At 49.2% G+C, this 19,137-nt stretch carries 19 protein-coding genes and 3 pseudogenes; 9 read left to right on the top strand and 13 right to left on the bottom strand.

Going from position 1 to position 19,137, the window contains the following annotated elements:
• Nucleotides 1-76 precede the first annotated feature (76 nt).
• From DO97_RS07185 to DO97_RS30905, 5 genes and pseudogenes are all read right to left on the bottom strand, one after another.
• The gene (locus DO97_RS07185; protein WP_036532077.1) at nucleotides 77-484 is read right to left on the bottom strand and encodes a PIN domain-containing protein; all 408 of its coding nucleotides are present in this window, start codon (nucleotides 482-484) and stop codon (nucleotides 77-79) included.
• Entirely contained in the window at nucleotides 471-713 is a 243-nt protein-coding gene (locus DO97_RS07180; protein WP_036532073.1) for an antitoxin family protein, read from the bottom strand. Before DO97_RS07180 ends, DO97_RS07185 begins: the two co-directional genes overlap by 14 nt.
• Nucleotides 714-975: 262 nt before the next feature.
• Nucleotides 976-1,956: a coiled-coil domain-containing protein gene (locus tag DO97_RS07175; RefSeq protein WP_036532071.1), complete on the bottom strand. Its 981-nt coding sequence runs from the start codon at nucleotides 1,954-1,956 to the stop codon at nucleotides 976-978.
• Entirely contained in the window at nucleotides 1,953-4,310 is a 2,358-nt protein-coding gene (locus DO97_RS07170; protein ID WP_036532070.1) for a hypothetical protein, read from the bottom strand. The genes DO97_RS07175 and DO97_RS07170 overlap by 4 nt, the downstream gene beginning before the upstream one ends.
• 572 nt (nucleotides 4,311-4,882) lie before the next feature.
• Nucleotides 4,883-5,135: pseudogene (locus DO97_RS30905) on the bottom strand (IS1/IS1595 family N-terminal zinc-binding domain-containing protein); the annotation flags it as partial.
• Nucleotides 5,136-5,481: 346 nt separating this feature from the next.
• Here DO97_RS30905 and DO97_RS30900 point away from each other — a divergent pair.
• Nucleotides 5,482-5,607, top strand: a pseudogene (locus DO97_RS30900) (CPBP family glutamic-type intramembrane protease); the annotation flags it as partial.
• Nucleotides 5,608-5,628: 21 nt separating this feature from the next.
• Here DO97_RS30900 and DO97_RS07160 read toward each other — a convergent pair.
• Together DO97_RS07160 and DO97_RS07155 are read right to left on the bottom strand one after the other, a co-directional pair.
• Complete coding sequence (locus tag DO97_RS07160) at nucleotides 5,629-5,844, bottom strand: hypothetical protein (RefSeq protein WP_156120478.1); 216 nt, start codon at nucleotides 5,842-5,844, stop codon at nucleotides 5,629-5,631.
• Nucleotides 5,845-6,125: 281 nt separating this feature from the next.
• A complete protein-coding gene (locus DO97_RS07155) occupies nucleotides 6,126-6,689 on the bottom strand; it encodes a Coq4 family protein (protein ID WP_081980661.1) in 564 nt (187 codons plus the stop codon).
• 186 nt (nucleotides 6,690-6,875) lie between these two features.
• Here DO97_RS07155 and DO97_RS07150 point away from each other — a divergent pair, with 186 nt between their 5' ends.
• The gene (locus tag DO97_RS07150) at nucleotides 6,876-8,093 is read left to right on the top strand and encodes a sensor histidine kinase (RefSeq protein ID WP_036532135.1); all 1,218 of its coding nucleotides are present in this window, start codon (nucleotides 6,876-6,878) and stop codon (nucleotides 8,091-8,093) included.
• On the top strand, nucleotides 8,090-8,764 hold the full coding sequence (locus tag DO97_RS07145) for a response regulator transcription factor (protein ID WP_036532068.1): 675 nt from the start codon (nucleotides 8,090-8,092) through the stop codon (nucleotides 8,762-8,764). Before DO97_RS07150 ends, DO97_RS07145 begins: the two co-directional genes overlap by 4 nt.
• Here the strand turns inward: DO97_RS07145 and tmk are convergent.
• The gene (gene tmk / locus DO97_RS07140; protein WP_036532065.1) at nucleotides 8,761-9,447 is read right to left on the bottom strand and encodes a dTMP kinase; all 687 of its coding nucleotides are present in this window, start codon (nucleotides 9,445-9,447) and stop codon (nucleotides 8,761-8,763) included. The genes DO97_RS07145 and tmk overlap by 4 nt on opposite strands.
• Before the next feature lie 99 nt (nucleotides 9,448-9,546).
• Between tmk and DO97_RS07135 the strand changes: the two genes are divergently transcribed.
• On the top strand, nucleotides 9,547-9,894 hold the full coding sequence (locus DO97_RS07135) for a hypothetical protein (RefSeq protein WP_036532064.1): 348 nt from the start codon (nucleotides 9,547-9,549) through the stop codon (nucleotides 9,892-9,894).
• Nucleotides 9,895-9,970: 76 nt separating this feature from the next.
• Entirely contained in the window at nucleotides 9,971-10,354 is a 384-nt protein-coding gene (locus tag DO97_RS07130) for a hypothetical protein (RefSeq protein ID WP_036532062.1), read from the top strand.
• A gap of 8 nt (nucleotides 10,355-10,362) precedes the next feature.
• On the opposite strand, the gene DO97_RS07125 is transcribed toward DO97_RS07130, so the two are convergent.
• From DO97_RS07125 to DO97_RS07115, 4 genes are all read right to left on the bottom strand, one after another.
• Complete coding sequence (locus DO97_RS07125) at nucleotides 10,363-10,707, bottom strand: hypothetical protein (RefSeq protein ID WP_036532061.1); 345 nt, start codon at nucleotides 10,705-10,707, stop codon at nucleotides 10,363-10,365.
• Between the two features lie 68 nt (nucleotides 10,708-10,775).
• A complete protein-coding gene (locus tag DO97_RS07120; protein WP_204368520.1) occupies nucleotides 10,776-11,936 on the bottom strand; it encodes a glycosyltransferase in 1,161 nt (386 codons plus the stop codon).
• A 214-nt stretch (nucleotides 11,937-12,150) separates the two neighbouring features.
• On the bottom strand, nucleotides 12,151-12,411 hold the full coding sequence (locus DO97_RS23780; protein WP_156120477.1) for a hypothetical protein: 261 nt from the start codon (nucleotides 12,409-12,411) through the stop codon (nucleotides 12,151-12,153).
• Between the two features lie 4 nt (nucleotides 12,412-12,415).
• Complete coding sequence (locus DO97_RS07115) at nucleotides 12,416-13,147, bottom strand: MOSC domain-containing protein (RefSeq protein ID WP_239651545.1); 732 nt, start codon at nucleotides 13,145-13,147, stop codon at nucleotides 12,416-12,418.
• A gap of 341 nt (nucleotides 13,148-13,488) precedes the next feature.
• Between DO97_RS07115 and era the strand changes: the two genes are divergently transcribed.
• On the top strand, nucleotides 13,489-14,445 hold the full coding sequence (gene era, locus DO97_RS07110) for a GTPase Era (RefSeq protein WP_052128480.1): 957 nt from the start codon (nucleotides 13,489-13,491) through the stop codon (nucleotides 14,443-14,445).
• A gap of 11 nt (nucleotides 14,446-14,456) precedes the next feature.
• On the opposite strand, the gene aroB is transcribed toward era, so the two are convergent.
• On the bottom strand, nucleotides 14,457-15,551 hold the full coding sequence (gene aroB / locus DO97_RS07105; RefSeq protein ID WP_036532057.1) for a 3-dehydroquinate synthase: 1,095 nt from the start codon (nucleotides 15,549-15,551) through the stop codon (nucleotides 14,457-14,459).
• Nucleotides 15,552-15,664: 113 nt separating this feature from the next.
• On the opposite strand from aroB, the gene smpB reads away from it, so the two are divergent.
• From smpB to DO97_RS07090, 3 genes and pseudogenes are all read left to right on the top strand, one after another.
• Nucleotides 15,665-16,132 (top strand): SsrA-binding protein SmpB, encoded by a 468-nt coding sequence (gene smpB / locus DO97_RS07100; RefSeq protein ID WP_036532056.1) that lies wholly within the window; start codon nucleotides 15,665-15,667, stop codon nucleotides 16,130-16,132.
• A 231-nt stretch (nucleotides 16,133-16,363) separates the two neighbouring features.
• A pseudogene (menD, locus tag DO97_RS30895) lies at nucleotides 16,364-18,158 on the top strand (2-succinyl-5-enolpyruvyl-6-hydroxy-3-cyclohexene-1-carboxylic-acid synthase).
• Nucleotides 18,151-19,083, top strand: a complete 933-nt coding sequence (locus tag DO97_RS07090) for a DNA-methyltransferase (protein WP_036532054.1) — start codon at nucleotides 18,151-18,153, stop codon at nucleotides 19,081-19,083. The pseudogene menD and the gene DO97_RS07090 overlap by 8 nt, the downstream one beginning before the upstream one ends.
• Nucleotides 19,084-19,137: the final 54 nt, after the last annotated feature.

Below are 19,137 nucleotides of genomic sequence, written 5' to 3'. Positions count from 1 at the left end.
GGCGGTAAGTAACTTTTGCAGCACCACCCAGATCTTTATTCCGTCCGCTGCAAGGGGGTTGTTATGCCGTACACCTTCAAGGAACTTTAAATGGATTGACAATTTTCAGCCCATCAATACTTGAGTATCCAAGATCTTCCGTGTAGAGCGTGTGAGTATCTGCTTCTAAACAAGCAGCAATGATCATTGAATCCCAATGAGATAGATTAAAATGGCTCATCAAATTCTCCGCACGATCAATCACACTCCATGTTGGAAGTGCTGTGTACCAGACCTGTTGTAAGTCACGAATGTACTGATAGGCTTGCGCTCTGTTGTATCCCAACGATTCCAGTTTGCGACTAGCCGCTAAATATTCACAAGCAACTTGCCATAACAAAACACCTTCTGTCAGAGCAGATACAAGAGCAATTGCTACACCTTGCTTAACTGGATCACGAGGATCATTGACATAAATCAAAATATTAGTATCAACGGCGTTCATGCAGCATATCCCGTGTGAATCGAGGAGCGTTCATTGGAATTGGGTTTTGCTGCATTCGCTCAATCAGCGATTTCAAAAACTGCCGCTTAGTTTCTACATCAACAATTGGTGGTGACACAACTTGAGGAGACTGAATCAGCAACTCAACCTCAGTCCCTTCAGGCAATTCAAAAGCTGTTTGGAGGATAAATGTACCGTTACGGTAAATTGCTTTCAAGGCTTGAGGCATAGGGAAAACTCCAGGCTGATTGCTTAACCATGCTTTCTAGCATAGCCGATCGCCCTATCATCAATCTCAAAACACCGTCTCATCAACAATCTCAAGCTTTCTTAATTCCAAAAAATGGCAGATTAGCTTTCGGCTACCGCCTCCACCGAGGACTTGCGGCATAACGGTAAAGTTGAGCCGCCGTAGTCAAGCTTTGGCTTTTGAAGATCGCTTTTGCTTAGTCGGCTCCAACGCAGTGTTATACTTTATTTTAAGTCTAACTTTAATTTCTGCCTTTTGGAGTAATCAAGCTGAGGAAATAAATAATCAGCCCAGCGAATCCCAGTTCCTTCCATAAAAATTGTCTGAGTTGATTATGGTTACGATATTTCTGAAAATTTTGTAAATATTTTTCAAGACTACGAACAGCCGCCATTTCTTGCTTTGCCTCTTTCAACTGAACACGAATTGCTATTGCCTCATCCAACTGTTTGTCAAATTTTTCGACTCCACCAATCTCTCTTAAAACAGAATTTAGTTTGAACAAAATATTTTTTGCATCGATAACTTTTTGCTCATAGTCTGCTATCAATTGACTAATGTGAATGGAACTGTTATTGGCTTCTTGAGATAAGTCTGTATTCCTTGCTGATAATGTTCTCTCTTCAGATATTAATCTCTCTAAATTGCTTACTCCTTCTTTAATTAACTTACCAATTGATTCTTCAGATTCAATAATGTGCATTCTAAGTTGATCTGAATAGCTTTCAAGAGAAGTTCTCCTATCGTCAAACAAGTGCTGAAATTCTTCTTTAGACTGAGAGATAAAATTGTTAACGCCTTGATACAGATTCGATACATCCTGACTACCTTGTTCATGAATACTCCTGAGTGTTTTTTTGGAAGACTCATTCGCTTGACGAATTTCATTAAGAATTAACTGAAGATCGACCAAAACACTCTTATTTATACCAAGTTGATCTAGCTGTGTGGGCAGGTTTCTTAGATGATGTAGTTCCACTAATAATGCCTGAGTTTGCTTTAATGTATCAGCAGCTTCATCTTTAATTTCTAGGAGTGACATCCTAGTGGCTTCTAGCTCTTGCTGTGCGATTTGAATTCGGTTTATAAGCGCATTGACTTCATCAATCTCTTTAGCTTTTTCTAAAATCTTAGTTGCTCTTTCTATTGCTTCATTTACAGTAGAACATAATAATTCAAGATCTTTTGCTGTATCCAAATCAGTTCGATAGCCCAGATTCATAGTTTTACCTCACGGTTAATTTTATTGATGCCTAACTTGCATAGATTAGAAACGATTGATTTAGTATTATCAGGGAAGGACTCGCTGAAAGGAAATTCATTAGGGAAAGGAACACCAGTTTTAACTCTTACTCTTGTTGCTTCGTAAAGCAATCCCTTATTTTCAAGATCATTAGCTATAGCATTTACAATCCGATTATATTCTTGAGGCATTAAATCCTGAATTTTAGATGCTTCATCCACGGCATCCCAAGAGCGGTTCAAGCATCTCAAAATCAAGCACCTCAAGGGTATCTGGTCTATTACACTAAGAATTGATTCTGTTTGTAAAAACTCATTTTGTAAAATGCTTTGCCCTTGGCTACTTAAGTTTTTAATCAGGTTGGATTCGATTTTAGTTATTTGAACATCATCAATTCTGGTCAAGCGCAAAGCTGCGTATGTATCCCAATATATTTGTACTGGATGAGAATTTATTCCCTGATATATCTGATTTAATATCGCATCCTTATCTTTGAACAGGTGTTCCGAATTAGACCATTCTGCAATCCAGCTTACTAAAATCTCTAGGGGTGAATTTGAAGTATCAAAGAAATCACATTTTTGAAATTTGTCCCTCCCAATTCTCTCAATCTCATCAGATGTAGCTATTATTAGTAGTCTATGCCTAGGGCGAGTGAAAATTGTATACCAATTGTTTGATTCTTGGAAGCTTGGCTTTCCTTCTCCTCGAAAAACACAAAAAGCAACACAAGCATCAAATTCTCGTCCTTTAGATTGGTATACATCTAAAAAATTAAGTCCTTTTAGATTTCTACGATTGTTCGGAATTCTTTCTGGATGCGCATAAATGATACTGATTTGACTACAAAGCTTGCTCAGCAAAGATCGTTCAGATCCATCCAATGAATATCTAATATTCTCGCTTAACTTTATCAAAAATGATGATGCGTCATTAATTGAAGATATCTCCAATATTTTTACAGGTTCTCCTTTTTCAAAGGCATCGCTAGGATTACTAGGTTCTGGCAATTTTCTACTTCCAGCGTTTATTTCTCTTGAAATTGCATGAAAAATATTGGCGAATTCAAGAATATTTTCTGTGTTACGGTAATTATATTTGAGAGTATATCTTTTACTTAGATGTAAATCGCCCCAATCAAAATTAACTGGCTGAATTCGTTGATTCATATCTCCCAACAACCAGATAATACTTGGGTGGTTATGCTCTTTTTGCCATCTACTTAGCATGTCTACAACTAAATTTAGCTCATCAAGAAGATAGTCTTGAGCTTCATCAAAAATAAAAATACTGGTCAAACTTGTAGTAAGGTTTTGAGGTGATAATTGCTTTGTCACTATTTCTAACGCATCTAGCCAGACTATTTTACTATTGAGCCTTCTCTTCCATTGGTCTTTAATCTTAATTAACTGATTAATAACTCGAGAGTTCTCCTTATAAATGGGGTGTTTTTCAAGACTAGATATAGCATTTTTATCTTTCTTATAAACAAAGCTCTTGTACAAGCTCAAATAATTCTCAGGTAATTTTTCGTCCTTGCCAATTAAATGAATTCTTCTGGCTTCGATTTCCATTGCTATTTTTTCTTCGGCTAAAGATGCAAGTTGAGAATGAATATCTGGATTTACACTTTCGAGCCATTCTTCAAATGTTCCAACAAAGAAACCATTATTGTGTTGTTGATTTATCTCTTTTACACTACTAAATTCTTTGACTTCATTACATAATAATCGGGGTAATATTAGAGTAACACTCCAATTATGTATTTTGTATAGTTCACTAGCCAAAAGTGCTGCACAGATTGTTTTTCCTGTTCCCGGTGAACTTTGCAATAGTAAGCTTGTGATAGTACTCATATTTGAGAAATCTTGGGATGAATTATTTAATTTAATAAAAATTTTTCGTTGCTCTTCTGTCAAAACTGGCGAATGAAGATAACCACCATAGACGAATTGATGCCACGAGGTTGTTTTTCGATCTGACCACTCATAACAGGGGATGTCATTTATTCTTTCTTTTTCTATACCAAGTAAACTGTACAATTCCAGAGGATTACTTCTGCTTCTATCTTCTGATATGTTTTTATAAACATCTTTACGCTTGCCCGCTTTAATTACGAGCAATGTATTTGTATCGATTTTTGCCCAAATGACTCTTGTCTCGTTTCTTTTGGTTCGCCATAAGTCCATGTAGCCTGAAAGTTTTCGATGATCGCCCAAATCACCGTTAACAAAGTTTTTAATAATTTTAGCTACATCTTCAAAATATTCATGAGTGAGCTTTTGAATCTCTTTAAAGGCTGCACGAATAACTTTGACCTTGTATTCAGACATAGCTTGAGCTTTTGGGCTAATGAGATATCTTGTAAGTATTTTTAAAGTATAACTAATACTTAGATCCCATTCTGAGATCTAAGTAAGCTCATGATTGATGCCCATTATTTGCGGTGCATCAAGATGCATCAAGCATTTCAGGGATTTTATCATGCCTCCCCTAAAATGCCTATATGTGAAAAATTGAAATATAGAAGCTCAAGGGTAGATCGCTGAAATCTCTACTCATAAGGCATTTCAAGAATTATTGGCAGCAATTTCATGAGTACTTATCTTTAAAATGCCATCATAACTAACAAAAATGGGGTTTTATTCACCACGCTAGCTCTGTGATCTAAGTCTGCTTCATGTCCTCCTGCCAGCGCTACCCAACAGCGCTGCTCAACCAGCCAGAAGATTTATTCATAGTCATTCCCCAGCGTTTACTTCATACAGCAGTTTGCGAAACAGTTAAGCACAATACACAATAGAGGGAACCCATCAATCAATCAGCCAAAGAGATGAGAGCCTATTCTCTGGAACTACGACAACGTATAGTGAACACTTACACTGCAGGTAATATATCCATCCGCCTGGTAGAAATTCTGATTCACGTACATTTGCAACCAACGCTCAGAAGCACTAGTCACCCGTGCAATTGCTGCCAGCGCTAGACGTTCAAGCAATAATTTATCAATCAATTGGCGAGTTACCTCATTAATAGGTTGTCGCGTTGTATTTTCGACAAACTGCCGTCCGCAGTCTTGGCACTGGAATTGTGGTTTGCCGTAATTGGGTATGTCCGTATTTCATCATTTGAACGGATTGGCACTTGGGACCGTTCATGGAATTGTCTGCAGTGGTTAAAGATCCTGGCCTACAAGTTTACCATTACTATTCATTACTACCAGAAGTAGGTAATAAGGTTATTACATCTATCACCTACTATCGATTACTGGGGACTATCGCCAATACGAAAGAATTTCTGACCTTCTTACCAGGGGAACAATATCAACTCTCGCTCAGTGGCTTGCAGGAACCAGCCTCAAAGGCGATCGCAAACCTTGACCTCTCACCAACTTTGGAATTTTTAGGTGCCAGTTTTAATGTAGGTGATCGAGAAGACAAGAAAACCAGTTACAAAAAGCTCTATCATTCCCTCGTTGCATCTGAACCGGAACCCATTCAACGAATGGTGCTGGGATTTGTTTACACGCGATCGCGCAATCTGCTATTTCCGATTTTGATCCATGGGTTGTGGAACAGTGGCACCTTGTTGACCCTCTTCATTTTGGGGAGTGGCACCCATCCGGGCTAGTCTCTGGCAGGGATTGCGGTCTTAGCGAGGTGGAATCATGCCGCAGTCAAAGAGCTTGGTCGCCAAGGGAATGGAAACTTGATTAAAGAAGTCGGCTTTGAGGGCTGGATCGGCCTTTAAAGCTTGGATAAAATCCCCCATAATCGCTTCCTTAGGCCCTCCGGCAGTATTCTTGGGTTTCTGCATATTCGCAGCCAGATCGGCACAGGAAGAACTACTGACCTTTTGTACCATCATGTTCGCCACCCGATCCACTAGCGTTTTTTTGTAGGGGGGGTTGCCGCTTCAGCCCCGAACCCAGCGGTGGAGATCACACCTGCAATGGTGAGGGCAGCAAGACTGGGACTGAGGAATTTTGAGAGCATCATGGGGATCTCCAAGTTGGAAAAGGTAAAGGTGGGCTGGGAGGACAAGAGCGCTGAGTTAGAGCCCCAGGGTTAGGGCACTGCCACTACAATGTAGCCGCCCTGCTCTGGGCTGTAAACGGCATGAAATCTCAAACAGGTCTCACACCGTACTTATGAATTTTCCTGGGAGGGTGCAGACTCGGGAGGCAGGGGGGGTATCTGTAATGTTGACCGTACCTCTGCCAGGGGGCGCTCCCATTGGGACTCAACCACCCATCGGTCAATCTCTAAACACGAGTCACGCCCCCGCTGGTAGGCAACATGAAGTCGCGCTCTTACCTGCTGTTGAAACCCTGGGATAGGGGGTTGCTCGTGGTAGAGCCGGAATATGGCTCCCAGGCCAATCGCCGCATTCAGCCAATGGAACTTGGCACCGAGTAAAAAGGCTTGTACCTCCGCCTCCCCTAAAATATCCGTGCCATAGCCCGTGAGCACATGAACCGTATCATGGAGTTGTTTGCGGCGCGGCCCTGAGGTCAGGGGCAGTAGTTGATGTTCCTCCAGAAAATCAACCAGCGATCGCCCCAGAGTATGCGACGGCAAGCCCCGCAGTGCCGCTAGGTCAACCAGTTGGGGGACATTCAAGTTCAGCAGTTCTGCAACGAAGTCTACCCCCTGGAAGAGGATCTGGGTCGGTGGATCAACCACAATGGGAGCAGAATCAGAGGGAGCCATGGCATGCTTCAGGGAGAAACGATTGATTTCATCCTAGGGATACCCGCCCACTTCCACATCTGGAGAAGGTCATCAATGGGCTATGACCTTAGTCATAGCCCATTGATGACCTTTAGGGCTGGCTCAATGCGGGATCGTGATGGCTCAATGAAGGCAACCCCCAACTACCAATCCTGGATCCGATTCGTGCAGCGTTTCTGGCTCCGTTCCCCCCTTGACTTTCGCTTCTTGATTCCCTTTGAAGGCGTATTACTGTTGCTGGTGGTACTGGAGGTGTTCTTACCAACGCCGTTTAACCGGATGCCCCGTCAACCCTGGTTGGTGATTCTGAGTGCGATCGCCTTTGGAGCCTTGGGGTTTTACTTACCGACTGGCCGTTGGTTCAGAAAAGCCCTGTATGTACTTCTGGAACTTGGCTTGATTGTTTTAGCAACCCTGGGCTATAGCCGCTTTTTTCCCTTGCTCTATCTGTTGATGGTGATTCGGAGCTGTTGCATCTTTGAATTGCAGGGACAGTTGATCGTCACAGCGATCGCCATCCTGGGAACCGTGGGAACCACTGCCTACTTGCTCCAAAACCTGGAGGTTCCCATTCAACTGGGCGTGCAAGGAGAACTCTGGTTAATGGGAGTTCTGCTCAGCGCTGGCCTATTATTCCTGTTGAGTCTGATCTTTGCCCTGTTGCTGATGCAAACAATTCTGTCTGAGCGCCAAAGTCAGAAACGGTTAGCGATCGCCCATGATCAACTGCGGCAATATGCCCTGCGGATTGAAGACCAGGCAATGCTACAGGAGCGCAACCGCATTGCCAGGGATATCCATGATTCCCTGGGGCACTCCCTGACCGCCCTCAACATTCAACTGGAAACCGCCTTAAAACTCTGGCAGGCAAACCCCAGCCAAGCCCAGCAATTCCTCTCAGATGCCAAACAACTGGGGACAACCGCCCTCCAAGAGGTTCGCCAATCGGTGTCGATGCTGCGTACCAACCCCTTGCAAGGCCAATCCTTAGAGGAGGTACTCACCGGGCTAGCGCAGAAATTTTACCGCACCACAGGAGTGTTGCCGACCTGTAACTTCCAACTCCCGCAGCTGCTGTCGCTAGAACTGAAGGCCGCGATCTACCGCATTGTCCAGGAAGCTCTGACTAATATCTGTAAGTATGCCCAGGCGACAACGGTGGAAATTTCGATCCAGCCCCTGCACCCTGACTCATCGACCCTGGTATTGATGATTCAGGATAATGGCAACGGCTTCCAAGTGGATCAAAACACAACGGGCTTTGGCTTACAGGGAATGCGAGAGCGGACATTGGCATTGGGTGGTCAATTCCAGATCACCAGCCAGCAGGGATCTGGGTGCCAAATTCAGGCAATCTTTCCGGGGAGGGGGCAAGGGGGATGATTCGGGTATTACTGGTGGACGATCAAAGTATTATTCGCCAAGGCTTAAAGGCGTTATTACAGTTAGAGCCTGACCTCGAGGTGGTCGGGGATGCGGAAAATGGTCAGATAGCACTGCAACAGGTAGCGGTACTGCAACCGGATGTGGTGTTGATGGATATCCGCATGCCCGTCATGGATGGCGTTGCCGCTACCCAACAGATTTGTCAGCGGTTTTCCCAGACCAAAGTATTGGTGTTGACTACCTTTGAGGATGATGAGTACGTGGCGGCGGCAATCCGAGTTGGAGCCGTTGGTTATCTCCTGAAAGATACGCCCTCCGAAGAATTAGCGACGGCAATTCGAGCCATTGACAAAGGCTATGCCCAATTTGGCCCTGGCATTCTCCAAAAAATGGCGGCTCGGGTTCCGGCAATTCCCCCCCCAAGCCCCAGTCAGCCCCAAAATTTGATGGAATTAACCCCCCGAGAGCGGCAGGTCTTGTGTTTAATTGCAGTAGGAGCCAGCAACCGAGAAATTGCCCATACCCTCTACATTTCCGAAGGAACCGTGAAAAATCATGTGACCAATATCTTAAATCGTCTGGGGCTGCGCGATCGCACCCAGGCAGCTATTGTTGCCAACGCCCATCTATCCTGGCTCCAAGCCTCTGACGCTGGGGACAGCCGCTAAGGATAGGATGCTGAGCCTGTCCCATACCACTGGTGCAGATAGGGCGTGAGAATGCCCTGGATCTGCTGGGTCACCGCAGTTATGGAGGCACTGGCATCAATGCGGACAATGCGTTGGGGATGGGCGGCGGCTAATTCCTGAAACCCCTGCCGTACCCGTTGATGAAAATTTAAGGTTGCCTGTTCCATGCGATCGGCGGCTCCCCGTTGCTGTATCCGCGCCAGCCCCACCTCGACTTCCACATCTAACCACAGAGTCAGGTGGCTCTCCAGACCTGCGGTTGCTATCTGATTCAACTGCTGAATTAAATCCAGGCTAAAGCCCCGCCCATAGCCCTGATAAGCCACCGTCGAATCCGTGTAGCGATCGCAGAGAATAATCGCTCCCTTGGCTAACCAGGGCTGGAGACAGCCCTCCACATGCTGAGCCCGGTCTGCCATATAGAGCAATAGTTCGGCTCGATCCACCATCGGTTCCTGGGAGTTAGCCGCCAACAATAATTGACGTAACCCCGCTCCCAGATGGGTGCCCCCAGGTTCTCGCGTGGCGACAATTGCCCGTGATCCCCCATCGGCGGAGGGCGGCAACCCAGGATGCTGCTGCAACCATTGTTGTATCTGGCGCAGTTGGGTCGTTTTACCGCACCCTTCCCCACCTTCAAAGACAATGAAATGTCCCGCCATAGCACTTAGATATTGTTGCTGACTCCAGAGTTGAGGATCGCAACCCTCAACTTCACGGCTATCATATAGGGGTTCGTCCGCTACCGTGTCACGTTGTCTATGGCTCGCTACACTTGCCTATTGACAGTTGCTGTGCCCCTCAACCAACTGCGCAAACAGTTAATTGAGATTTTCAAGTCTTGCCGTTTCGACATCGTTTACGAGACCGCCGACTACATGATGGCACGAGAAACTCCCGGTCAGGTTGTCTTTGCCAAACTGGTGACGGCTGAAGTGCTGATTGATCAAACAACGGCGACGGAAACTGCTGTGCGGATGAGTCTGGTGGTCAAAAATGAAGAATTACCCCTCCAGACCGACAACCACTGTCGTCAAATGTTTGACTTAGTGCATCATACAATGGCGGAATATGACCGCTGGCAGCTACTCGGCAGAGTTATTGGCTAGTATGGGGTGTGGAACTACCCACTCTACCTACTCAGTCTGATCTTGGAAGCGTGGTTTTCTTGGAGATTATAACCCCATGTGGCAACTCATCCTTCCGACACTCGCGATCGGGGTAGCACTACCCTCACTGGCTCAAGTCAATCCCGCAGATACTCCCCTAGTACCCTCCTCTTCTACCAATCTGTTAGCAGAAGCCCAGAGTCGCAGTCGAGCCAAGAATGTAGCGCGGCAAACCGCCGAAAAAATCAATGGTGGCCTGGAAAAATATCGTGCGGATGCGTCAGTCTTTGTTCCCGGTGCTGCCGCCATCGATCAAGGGGATCACTGGATTTTTAACATTCTCGGAGGCCCCCCCGGTGCCACTACTCCCAGCATTGAAAGCGAAATTCGCATCGATAAAGCTGATTTCACAGTGACAGTGCTTTACAATGGCCCCCTGCGAAACCAGATTACCCCCTAAGCACAGCCCTAAATAAGATTATTTTTGACCGCACTATCCGGTTGACGCTCACAACAGACCTCGTAGAAGGTACTGACCGGGGGATGGACAAATAGGTGCGCCATTTGCTTTAAGATTTCGTCGTAGGTGGCGTTATGATGCTCTGCCATATCACCAATACTTTCCCAGAGAATCATGGCAATTCCCCGATCGGTTCCGGGTTCTTGGAGTAAATAGGCTCCCTGGAAACCTTGGCTATAAGTAGAAACAGCCTTTTCATAAAGCTGCCGAGCCTCGGCAAATTTGCCCGGTTTAAATTCTCCGATCGCCACATAGGCAAACTTATGCGTCAGCAGATCCAGAAAGTCAGTCATGGTTGCCGCCCTCGGCCTGTGTAATAGTGTGCAGTGATCCTACACCGGGAGGCGTTGTAACGACTTCTTTAGTTACTAGCTTTAATCTTTTCTTGCAGGGTGCCGCTGGCTCCCACTTCCAACCAACGGCCCCGCCAGTAAATCTGTTGACCATAGGAACCCGCCACCCAAATCACAAAGCTCATCCAGTCCCGGAGGGGTAATGCCCACAGCCAGGGCAACAGATGGGGACACCCCAGGTGGTAAATAGCTAGGGTAACTTGCAGCAGACGCACCAGCCAAACTGCTGCAAAAAGCGCGATCGCCCAGGGCTGGAATCCCGTTACCAAGACTAAGAGCAGGCTATGCACCGTGCCATAGGAGAACACCAGCCCATAGTACTGTGCTCCCCGATTCCAGCGGATGGTTCGTGCCCAGCGTAATTCCCGTTGAAAGACCTGGTTCAGGGTTTCCCGCCCACAGTCGTTTTCTAAAATATAGGTGGATAGTTCTACCCGATAGCCTGCGGCAACAGCCAGTCTACCCATGTGGAAATCAGAACCGATGCGGTTGACAACCATTTGTAGCCCTCCCATATTTGCCACCACAGATTGGCGAGTCGCCACTGTTGGCCCCAAGGCAAATTTAAGTCCACCATCTAAGCTACGGGCAATCAGGACGCTGGGAATGAAATCCACCCCTCGACCCAGCGCCGCGATCGCAGCTCCTAGAAATTTCGGGGCGTGATCGAGATAACCACAGGTCACCACCCCAATGGCAGGATCGGCTAGGGGCGCGGTGACAATGCGCAGATATTCGGGGGTGACTCGAATGTCGCTATCGGCAAAAATGATTCGTTCAAACTGGGCTGCTTCCAGCAGGTGCATGAGATTACTGATCTGGTGATTGATGCCCCGTACCTCCTGGCACAATATCAGTCGAGCGTGATCGGGGAATTGGGCGATCAGGGTTTTGAGAATCGGTACGGCTGGATCCTCAGGGTTCATTACCCCAAACAGGACTTCGTAGGTGGGAATATCTTGGATGCAAAAGGAAGTCCAGTTAGCCAGTGCCCCCTCATCCACCCCACACACCGGAATCAAAATCGAAACTGGTTGTGGGTCAGTGCTGTCGGGTCGTTGCCGCAGGACAAAGAACCAGAGCGTGGAAACAGTACAAACGATGTAAAACCCTAGCGATGCAACGATTAGAAGTAATAGCAGGACTTGCAACACCATCAACATGCCCATCTTCCCCAGCAAAACATAGCAATTAGCGCGGAACTCCCCAGAGAGAGCGTCTTCGACGTTTTAACTCTAGCAAGTCCGCTGGAGCAGTAACAGGTGTCTAGCTGCAAAAGCCAGAGGTAACAGATAGCCCTTTCCCCACTGCATCGGCCACGGTGAGGAAATAGAAGTCGGGGGCGATCGAGACTAGATTTCCGAGGGTTCTAGCCTAATTTCATCAGGGTGGATTCAGCAACACGGCTAAAAGCTGCTGAGTGATAGGAGCATCAGACAACTCAGCGGTGCGATTCTCGGCCATCACCTGCAGGAGAAATTGGATCAAGGTACCGATAACGGTTTGGGTATTGGGATGCTCTTGCCCTAACACAGACAACAAGATCTCACAACTTCGCACATACAGCGGTTCGGCGTCGCTGTACCGCCGAAAGGGGGGACGTGGAACGCAAGTTGGAGGGCTAGGGTGGGGGGTGGGATTCACCGATTTACAGGGTGACCCGATCGCCCACGCGCACCACCTTTCCCACCTCAGATCCGGGAATGCGGGTATTCACACTCAAGCGAAAAAAATGATTGAAGCGACTTTCATTTACCCACGGGGGCAGTGTTAACTGACGACGGGCAACAAAGGTTTTTTGAAATCCAGGATAGGCTTTACCCGTAACCGGATCACGGGTAGGCACCACACAGCGTTGACAAGGGTTGACCCCGACAAAATGAACCGTGCCGACGGCAAATTGGACGGTGTTCCCAACCTCGGTGAAGAGTTGATCCTCCCAGAACGCAGGCACACCACTGATCTCCAGATTGGCACGGAACCTGAGGCGCAACTGCTCTAGGCTCAAGTCAGGGAACCAATCCGCGATCGCCGCCAGAGTAGCCGTGCTAATCACCGTTGGCCCCGGAGCATCGGTATCATCCGGAAACCCAATTTCGAGATTCTGTACCAGGTGTACCGGGAAGCCAAAATAATCACTAAACCAGGTTTCCAGCCCAGGGCGATCGCGATCCCAGTGGAAGCTTTCCCAGGATTGATGGGACGGTAGACGCAAACTCACCGTCCGCGCTGCTAGATCAACGGTCGATCGCAGTAACTGCATCTTGGCAGTCCGCTTGGCATTCACCACCTGACCCGCGCCATCCACCAAGGCAAATTCCCGATCATGCTGCAGCGCCCCCCCCAGACAGAACCTTGCTGGCAGAAACCTCCAAACCATCGAGAGACTTAAAGGGATAAATCAGAATCTTGGAAATGCTCGGAAAGCTGAAGTTGTTCAAAGCCTACCTCGTCTCAATGGATCAGCAACCCCCTCCCCCCACGGCCACCGCAGGTGCAAGGGTTCAGTACTTGGTTGACAATGAGCCTTGCTCTCAATTCTACGAGTTCTCTAGGGGGTTGCTGATGGGCAATTACCCACCCTCAGACCTCAACCCAGCTGCCCAATCCCTGGCGGCTCCCCAAAGTTGCGGAGAAACCCCGAGAATAGATCTTAAGATCTTAAGATCAAGCTGAGGCAGGAGGCTGGCTCTGTGGTTCCACACCAACCCTAGGAAACAAATGAATCCACAACCAGGGAATGACCCGAGTAACTTCAGTACTGCCGTGATTCCAGCTTCACCCCCAGGGTTTAAGTCAGGATTTATTGGCATTATTGGCCGTCCCAATGTGGGCAAATCCACCCTAATGAATCACTTGGTGGGGCAAAAAATTGCCATCACCTCGCCAGTGGCCCAGACCACCCGCAATCGCCTGCGGGGCATCCTCACCACCCCGGAAGCCCAATTGATTTTTGTCGATACCCCCGGCATCCACAAGCCCCACCATCCCCTGGGGGAAGTGCTGGTGAAAAATGCCGAGATTGCCATTCGCGCTGTGGATGTGGTGTTACTGGTCGTCGATAGTTCAGTGGCAGCGGGAGGGGGCGATCGCTACATTGTGGAACTTCTCAGCCAAACCACCCATCCTGTGATCCTGGGCTTGAATAAGCTCGATCAGCAATCTGAAACAGCCCCGACCCTCGATCGCAGCTATGCGGAACTCATCGCTGGAGCGCCTTGGCCGATGGTGAAATTTTCTGCCCTCACCGGCGCTGGCTTAGAAACCCTGCAAACCCTGCTGATTGACCACCTCGATCCTGGCCCTTACTACTATCCCCCGGATTTAGTCACCGATCAGCCGGAACGCTTTATCATGGGCGAACTGATTCGAGAGCAGATTTTGCTGCTGACGCGGGAAGAAGTGCCCCACTCCGTTGCGGTTACCCTGGATCGGGTGGAAGAAGACACCACCATTACCCGCGTCTTAGCCACCATTCATATTGAGCGCACCTCCCAGAAGGGAATCCTGATTGGCAAAGGCGGCAGTATGCTCAAAGCCATTGGCAGCGCTGCACGGGAACAAATGCAAAAGCTCATTGCTGGCAAAGTCTATCTAGAATTATTTGTCAAAGTCCAGCCCAAGTGGCGACAATCGCGCCTACGGCTGGCAGAATTTGGCTATCGAGTCGAAGAATGACCCCTGGTGGGCTATTGCAGGGTTGCCAACACCTTGTGAATTAACGCCGACCCCACCTGATCCGTCACAGTAGCAGTCCCAATTTGGGTCGGCAGCACAAATCGGACGCGTCCGGCTGCCACCTTTTTATCAGTTTGCAGTGCCGCTACAATTTCCCCCCTGTCCAACCCTGGGGGGAGTTGGGTGGGCAAGCGGGCTTTTTGAATCAACGCCAGTTGACGCTGGTGATCCCCCTGACTCCAGAGCTGCATCTCAACGGCGATCGCTCCGGCTGCCACCATGCCAATCCCCACTGCTTCTCCATGATTCACCCCCCGGTAGCCGGTTAAACTTTCCACCGCATGACCGATGGTATGTCCGTAATTGAGAATCGCCCGCAGCCCTGATTCTTTCTCATCTTGACTGACCACATGGGCTTTGGCCTCACAGGAACGGGTGAGAATTTCCTGAAGCAGGGACTCACGGACATAGCGTCGTTGATCCAGTCGCGGGCTGGACTCTAACTGGGCAAACAGTGCCGCATCCCAGATCACCCCATATTTAATCACTTCTGCCATCCCCGCCCGAAACTCTCTCGCTGGTAGGGTCTTGAGTACCTGGGGATCGATCACCACTAGCCTTGGTTGATGAAACGCCCCAATCAAGTTCTTGCCGTGGGGATGGTTAACGCCCGTTTTGCCGCCAATCGCCGCATCCACCATCGCCAGTAAGGACGTGGGTACTTGCACCACCGCAATCCCCCGCAGCCAAGTGGCGGCGGCAAAGCCCGTCATGTCGCCAATCACGCCGCCTCCCAAGGCCACCAGGGTTGAAGACCGTTCCAGACGCTGAACCAGGGCGGCATCATAAATTTTTTGCAGGGACATCGGGGTTTTATAGCGCTCTCCAGCGGGGAGGATGCAGGAATTAACCTCAAAGCCAGCCTCAGTCAGGGTATCCATTAGCCGCTGCCCATAGTGGCGAAAGATCATCGGGTTAGAAACCACCAGGACTTTTTGACCCAGGCATAACCGATTCATCCAACTCCCGAGATCATCGACCGCTCCAGGGGCAATGGTAATCTCATAGGACTGCTGAGGTAACTCAACGGTGATCACGGATTTCATGGGGCGATTTTAGGGGGAACAGGGCATGAGAGTATCGGGATGCCCTTGCAACTCTCGGAGATTTTCCCTGATCTTATAGCTTTTGCGGGAACCCAACCTCTTAGAATAGAGGCATGAGCGATCAGCAAGAAGGGGTGAAAATTGTCAGCGATAATCGGCAGGCTCGGTATCTCTATGAGATTCTAGAAGCCTACGAAGTTGGTATTGAACTGAAGGGCACTGAAGTTAAATCCATTCGCAATGGCAAAGCGAATTTGCGGGATGGCTATGCCCTGATTCGCAATGGAGAGGTCTGGTTACTGAATGTCCACATCTCCCCCCATGACACCACTTCACAGTACTTCAACCATGACCCGCGTCGCACTCGTAAATTGCTGATGCATCGCCAGGAGATCCGGAAGCTCATTGGCAAGGTGGAACAACAAGGCCTAACCCTAGTACCGTTGAAGCTCTATCTGAAGCGTGGCTGGGTGAAAATAGATTTAGCCTTGGTCAGGGGCAAGAAATTGCATGACAAACGTGAAGATTTAAAGCAGCGGCAGGACAAGCGCGAGATGGAACGAGCCCTCAAGCGCGGCTAGCGATCTCTGGCCTGGTATTGATTTTGGAGCTGCTAAATCCTGGCGAAGCCCACTCTTGTTATTCCTTAGATCATCCCCTTTATTGCTAAATTCGTTGCTAAGATAAAGAAACTTCAAAATGGCATTGTGTGGTTCCCTGGTTGACTTATTAGCCCCTAGTTCAAGAGAACTAGGGGTTTTGCTTGCTGTTCAGGGCATTCTGCAACCATCGCCCCAGGATCGGGGAGTGTGATGCCGATTGATTTTAGGAACACCAATACCGTTTGGGCTTCGGTTTTAGTCACAACCCTAGAGCGGTTGGGATTGACGACGGCAGTTATCTGTCCCGGATCTCGGTCAGCTCCCTTGGCGATCGCCTTTGCCCAATCCACCTCGATCCAAGCGATGCCGATTTTGGACGAGCGCTCTGCGAGTTTTTTCGCCCTTGGAGTTGCCCGCCAATCCGGTTTACCCGTTGCCCTGATCTGTACCTCTGGCACTGCCACCGCTAACTTTTACCCCGCCATCATCGAAGCCAGGGAAAGTGGGGTGCCGTTGCTGGTTTTAACCGCCGATCGCCCCCCAGAACTGCGTCATTGTCATGCGGGTCAGGCGATTGATCAGCAAAAGTTATTTGGCTCTTTTCCCAACTGGTACTGTGAGATCGCCACCCCCTCCTTGCAACTGGATCTGCTAAATTACCTGCGCCAAACCCTGATTCATGCCTGGGAGCGCACCCAGTGGCCAGAGGCAGGCCCCGTCCATCTAAATCTTCCCTTCCGAGAACCCTTAGCCCCCACCCCAGAAGCCGATGCTTCAGAACTCCAAACCCTGATCACCCAGTGGTCGGAGGCTGCGTTTTTTAGCGCTGTGGAACCGCCCCCCGCCCCCAGCATCTCAATGCCCCCCCCTGGCGACGCTGATCCAGCAATGGCAGCAATGTGCCCAGGGCTTGATTATTGCCGGGGTGGCGCAACCCCAAGATCCCTGGGCCTATTGTCGGGCGATCGCTCACCTGTCTCAAACCTTGGGCTGGCCCGTCTTTGCCGAGGGGCTTTCCCCGGTAAGGAATGCGGCGGATCTCAACCCTGGCCTGATTTCCACCTATGATCTGATTCTGCGCCATCCCCCCTTGGCTCGACAGTTACGCCCCCACATGGTGATTCAGGTGGGAGAATTGCCCACCAGTAAGGAACTGCGATCCTGGTTGAGTTCCAGCCAACCTCAGCAGTGGGTGGTGGACCCCCGGCGACGGAATCTCGATCCATTACATCTTCAAACCACCCGAATATGCCTATCGGTGGAACAACTGGCCCAGACCTTGCCCCCCCTGGAGGCTCTCCAGCCCAGCCATGTCTATTGGCAACAATGGTGTACCGCTGAGGCAACAGTACGGCAGCGACTCGATCAAACTCTGGAGGAATTGTCGGGACTGTTTGAGGGCAAGGCTGCCTGGTTGCTCAGCCAAACCCTCCCTCCCGGTACCCCCTTGTTTATCAGCAGTAGTATGCCGGTACGGGACGTGGAATGTTTCTGGCAACCCAACAATCGGGGAATTCGCCCATTTTTTAATCGGGGAGCCAATGGCATTGATGGCAGTCTGTCAACGGCTCTGGGAATTGCCCATGGACAACCCAGCAGTGTGATGCTCACGGGGGATTTGGCACTGCTCCATGACACCAATGGCTTCTTGATCCAGCAACACTGGTTAGGACACCTGACAATTATTCTGATAAATAACAACGGGGGCGGTATCTTTGAAATGTTGGCGATCGCGAAGTTTGAGCCGCCCTTTGAGGATTTTTTTGCGACACCCCAGTCGATTGACTTTGCTAAACTCTGTGCCACCTATGGGGTGGAGCATGAGTTAATCCAATCCTGGGAGCAGTTGCAGCAGCGATTGCAGGTTTTGCCCACCCGTGGGATTCGAGTCCTGGAAATCCCCACCAACCGCCGGGAGGATGCCCGGTGGCGACAGGAACATTTGGGACAGTTTGCAGCTCAGCAGGCAGAACCTGGATCAGAATCCCCGCCAACCTATGGCTGACCAACCACCCAAAGCCCCGCGTAACCGCACCCTCAGTATTTCAGCGACTGAGATCAACCACTACCAGCCCCAACTGTTGCCCCTCACTGGGGCCGTGGCTGCCGAGGATCTGGTGAATCGCCTAGTGCATCAAAGTTTATTCACCCTCTTAGGTTGGCTGCCGGAGGCATTTGTCGATCTCTTATTTCTGGACCCTCCCTATAATCTCTCCAAAGCCTTTAACAACACCCACTTCCACGGACGGTCTACGACGGAGTATCAAGCCTGGTTAGAATCCTGGCTGCCATCCTTGCTCAAAACCTTGAAGCCAACCGCGTCGGTTTACATCTGTGGAGATTGGCGATCGGCTGCCGCCATCCAATTGGTCGCAGAGAAATACCTGATCCTGCGCAACCGCATTACCTGGGAACGGGAAAAGGGGCGGGGTGCCCAATCAAATTGGAAAAATTGCTCCGAGGATATCTGGTTCTGCACGGTTTCCAACCAGTACACCTTTGATGTCGCAGCCGTGAAGCTAAAGCGGCGGGTGATTGCCCCCTATACCGATGCCACAGGACAGCCTAAGGATTGGCAGAGAAGTCAAGGAGGAAATTTTCGGCTGACGCATCCCTCCAATCTCTGGACTGACCTTACCGTCCCCTTTTGGTCGATGCCCGAAAACACCCAGCACCCCACCCAAAAACCCGAAAAGCTGCTGGCAAAAATCCTGCTGGCCAGTTCTCAACCAGGGGATTTGGTCTTTGACCCGTTCTTGGGTTCTGGCACCACTGCCGTGGTGGCTCACAAGTTAGGGCGCAATTATCTAGGGATCGAACAGGATCTAACTTACTGTTGTTTGGCAGCCAAGCGGTTGGCGATCGCAGCGGAGGTGCCAACGATTCAAGGTTACAGTCAGGGGGTATTTTGGGAGCGAAATTCTGGGTAAGCCCATTCCCTGCCCTCCGGAGTCCAGAGGTTTCTGCGGGGTGTTGCCTGCGAT

It is taken from the genome of Neosynechococcus sphagnicola sy1, assembly GCF_000775285.1.
Lineage (GTDB): Bacteria > Cyanobacteriota > Cyanobacteriia > Neosynechococcales > Neosynechococcaceae > Neosynechococcus > Neosynechococcus sphagnicola.
Note: the sequence above shows the minus strand (reverse complement) of the source record. Positions and strands in the feature narration are given on the sequence as shown.

Coding starts and splice junctions, on each gene's coding strand:
- DO97_RS07185 (WP_036532077.1), bottom strand. CDS start 484: ATGAACGCCGTTGATACTAATATTTTGATTTATGTCAATGATCCTCGT.
- DO97_RS07180 (WP_036532073.1), bottom strand. CDS start 713: ATGCCTCAAGCCTTGAAAGCAATTTACCGTAACGGTACATTTATCCTC.
- DO97_RS07175 (WP_036532071.1), bottom strand. CDS start 1,956: ATGAATCTGGGCTATCGAACTGATTTGGATACAGCAAAAGATCTTGAA.
- DO97_RS07170 (WP_036532070.1), bottom strand. CDS start 4,310: ATGTCTGAATACAAGGTCAAAGTTATTCGTGCAGCCTTTAAAGAGATT.
- DO97_RS07160 (WP_156120478.1), bottom strand. CDS start 5,844: ATGATGGTACAAAAGGTCAGTAGTTCTTCCTGTGCCGATCTGGCTGCG.
- DO97_RS07155 (WP_081980661.1), bottom strand. CDS start 6,689: ATGGCTCCCTCTGATTCTGCTCCCATTGTGGTTGATCCACCGACCCAG.
- DO97_RS07145 (WP_036532068.1), top strand. CDS start 8,090: ATGATTCGGGTATTACTGGTGGACGATCAAAGTATTATTCGCCAAGGC.
- tmk (WP_036532065.1), bottom strand. CDS start 9,447: ATGGCGGGACATTTCATTGTCTTTGAAGGTGGGGAAGGGTGCGGTAAA.
- DO97_RS07135 (WP_036532064.1), top strand. CDS start 9,547: ATGGCTCGCTACACTTGCCTATTGACAGTTGCTGTGCCCCTCAACCAA.
- DO97_RS07130 (WP_036532062.1), top strand. CDS start 9,971: ATGTGGCAACTCATCCTTCCGACACTCGCGATCGGGGTAGCACTACCC.
- DO97_RS07125 (WP_036532061.1), bottom strand. CDS start 10,707: ATGACTGACTTTCTGGATCTGCTGACGCATAAGTTTGCCTATGTGGCG.
- DO97_RS07120 (WP_204368520.1), bottom strand. CDS start 11,936: ATGGGCATGTTGATGGTGTTGCAAGTCCTGCTATTACTTCTAATCGTT.
- DO97_RS07115 (WP_239651545.1), bottom strand. CDS start 13,147: ATGGTTTGGAGGTTTCTGCCAGCAAGGTTCTGTCTGGGGGGGGCGCTG.
- era (WP_052128480.1), top strand. CDS start 13,489: ATGAATCCACAACCAGGGAATGACCCGAGTAACTTCAGTACTGCCGTG.
- aroB (WP_036532057.1), bottom strand. CDS start 15,551: ATGAAATCCGTGATCACCGTTGAGTTACCTCAGCAGTCCTATGAGATT.
- smpB (WP_036532056.1), top strand. CDS start 15,665: ATGAGCGATCAGCAAGAAGGGGTGAAAATTGTCAGCGATAATCGGCAG.
- DO97_RS07090 (WP_036532054.1), top strand. CDS start 18,151: ATGGCTGACCAACCACCCAAAGCCCCGCGTAACCGCACCCTCAGTATT.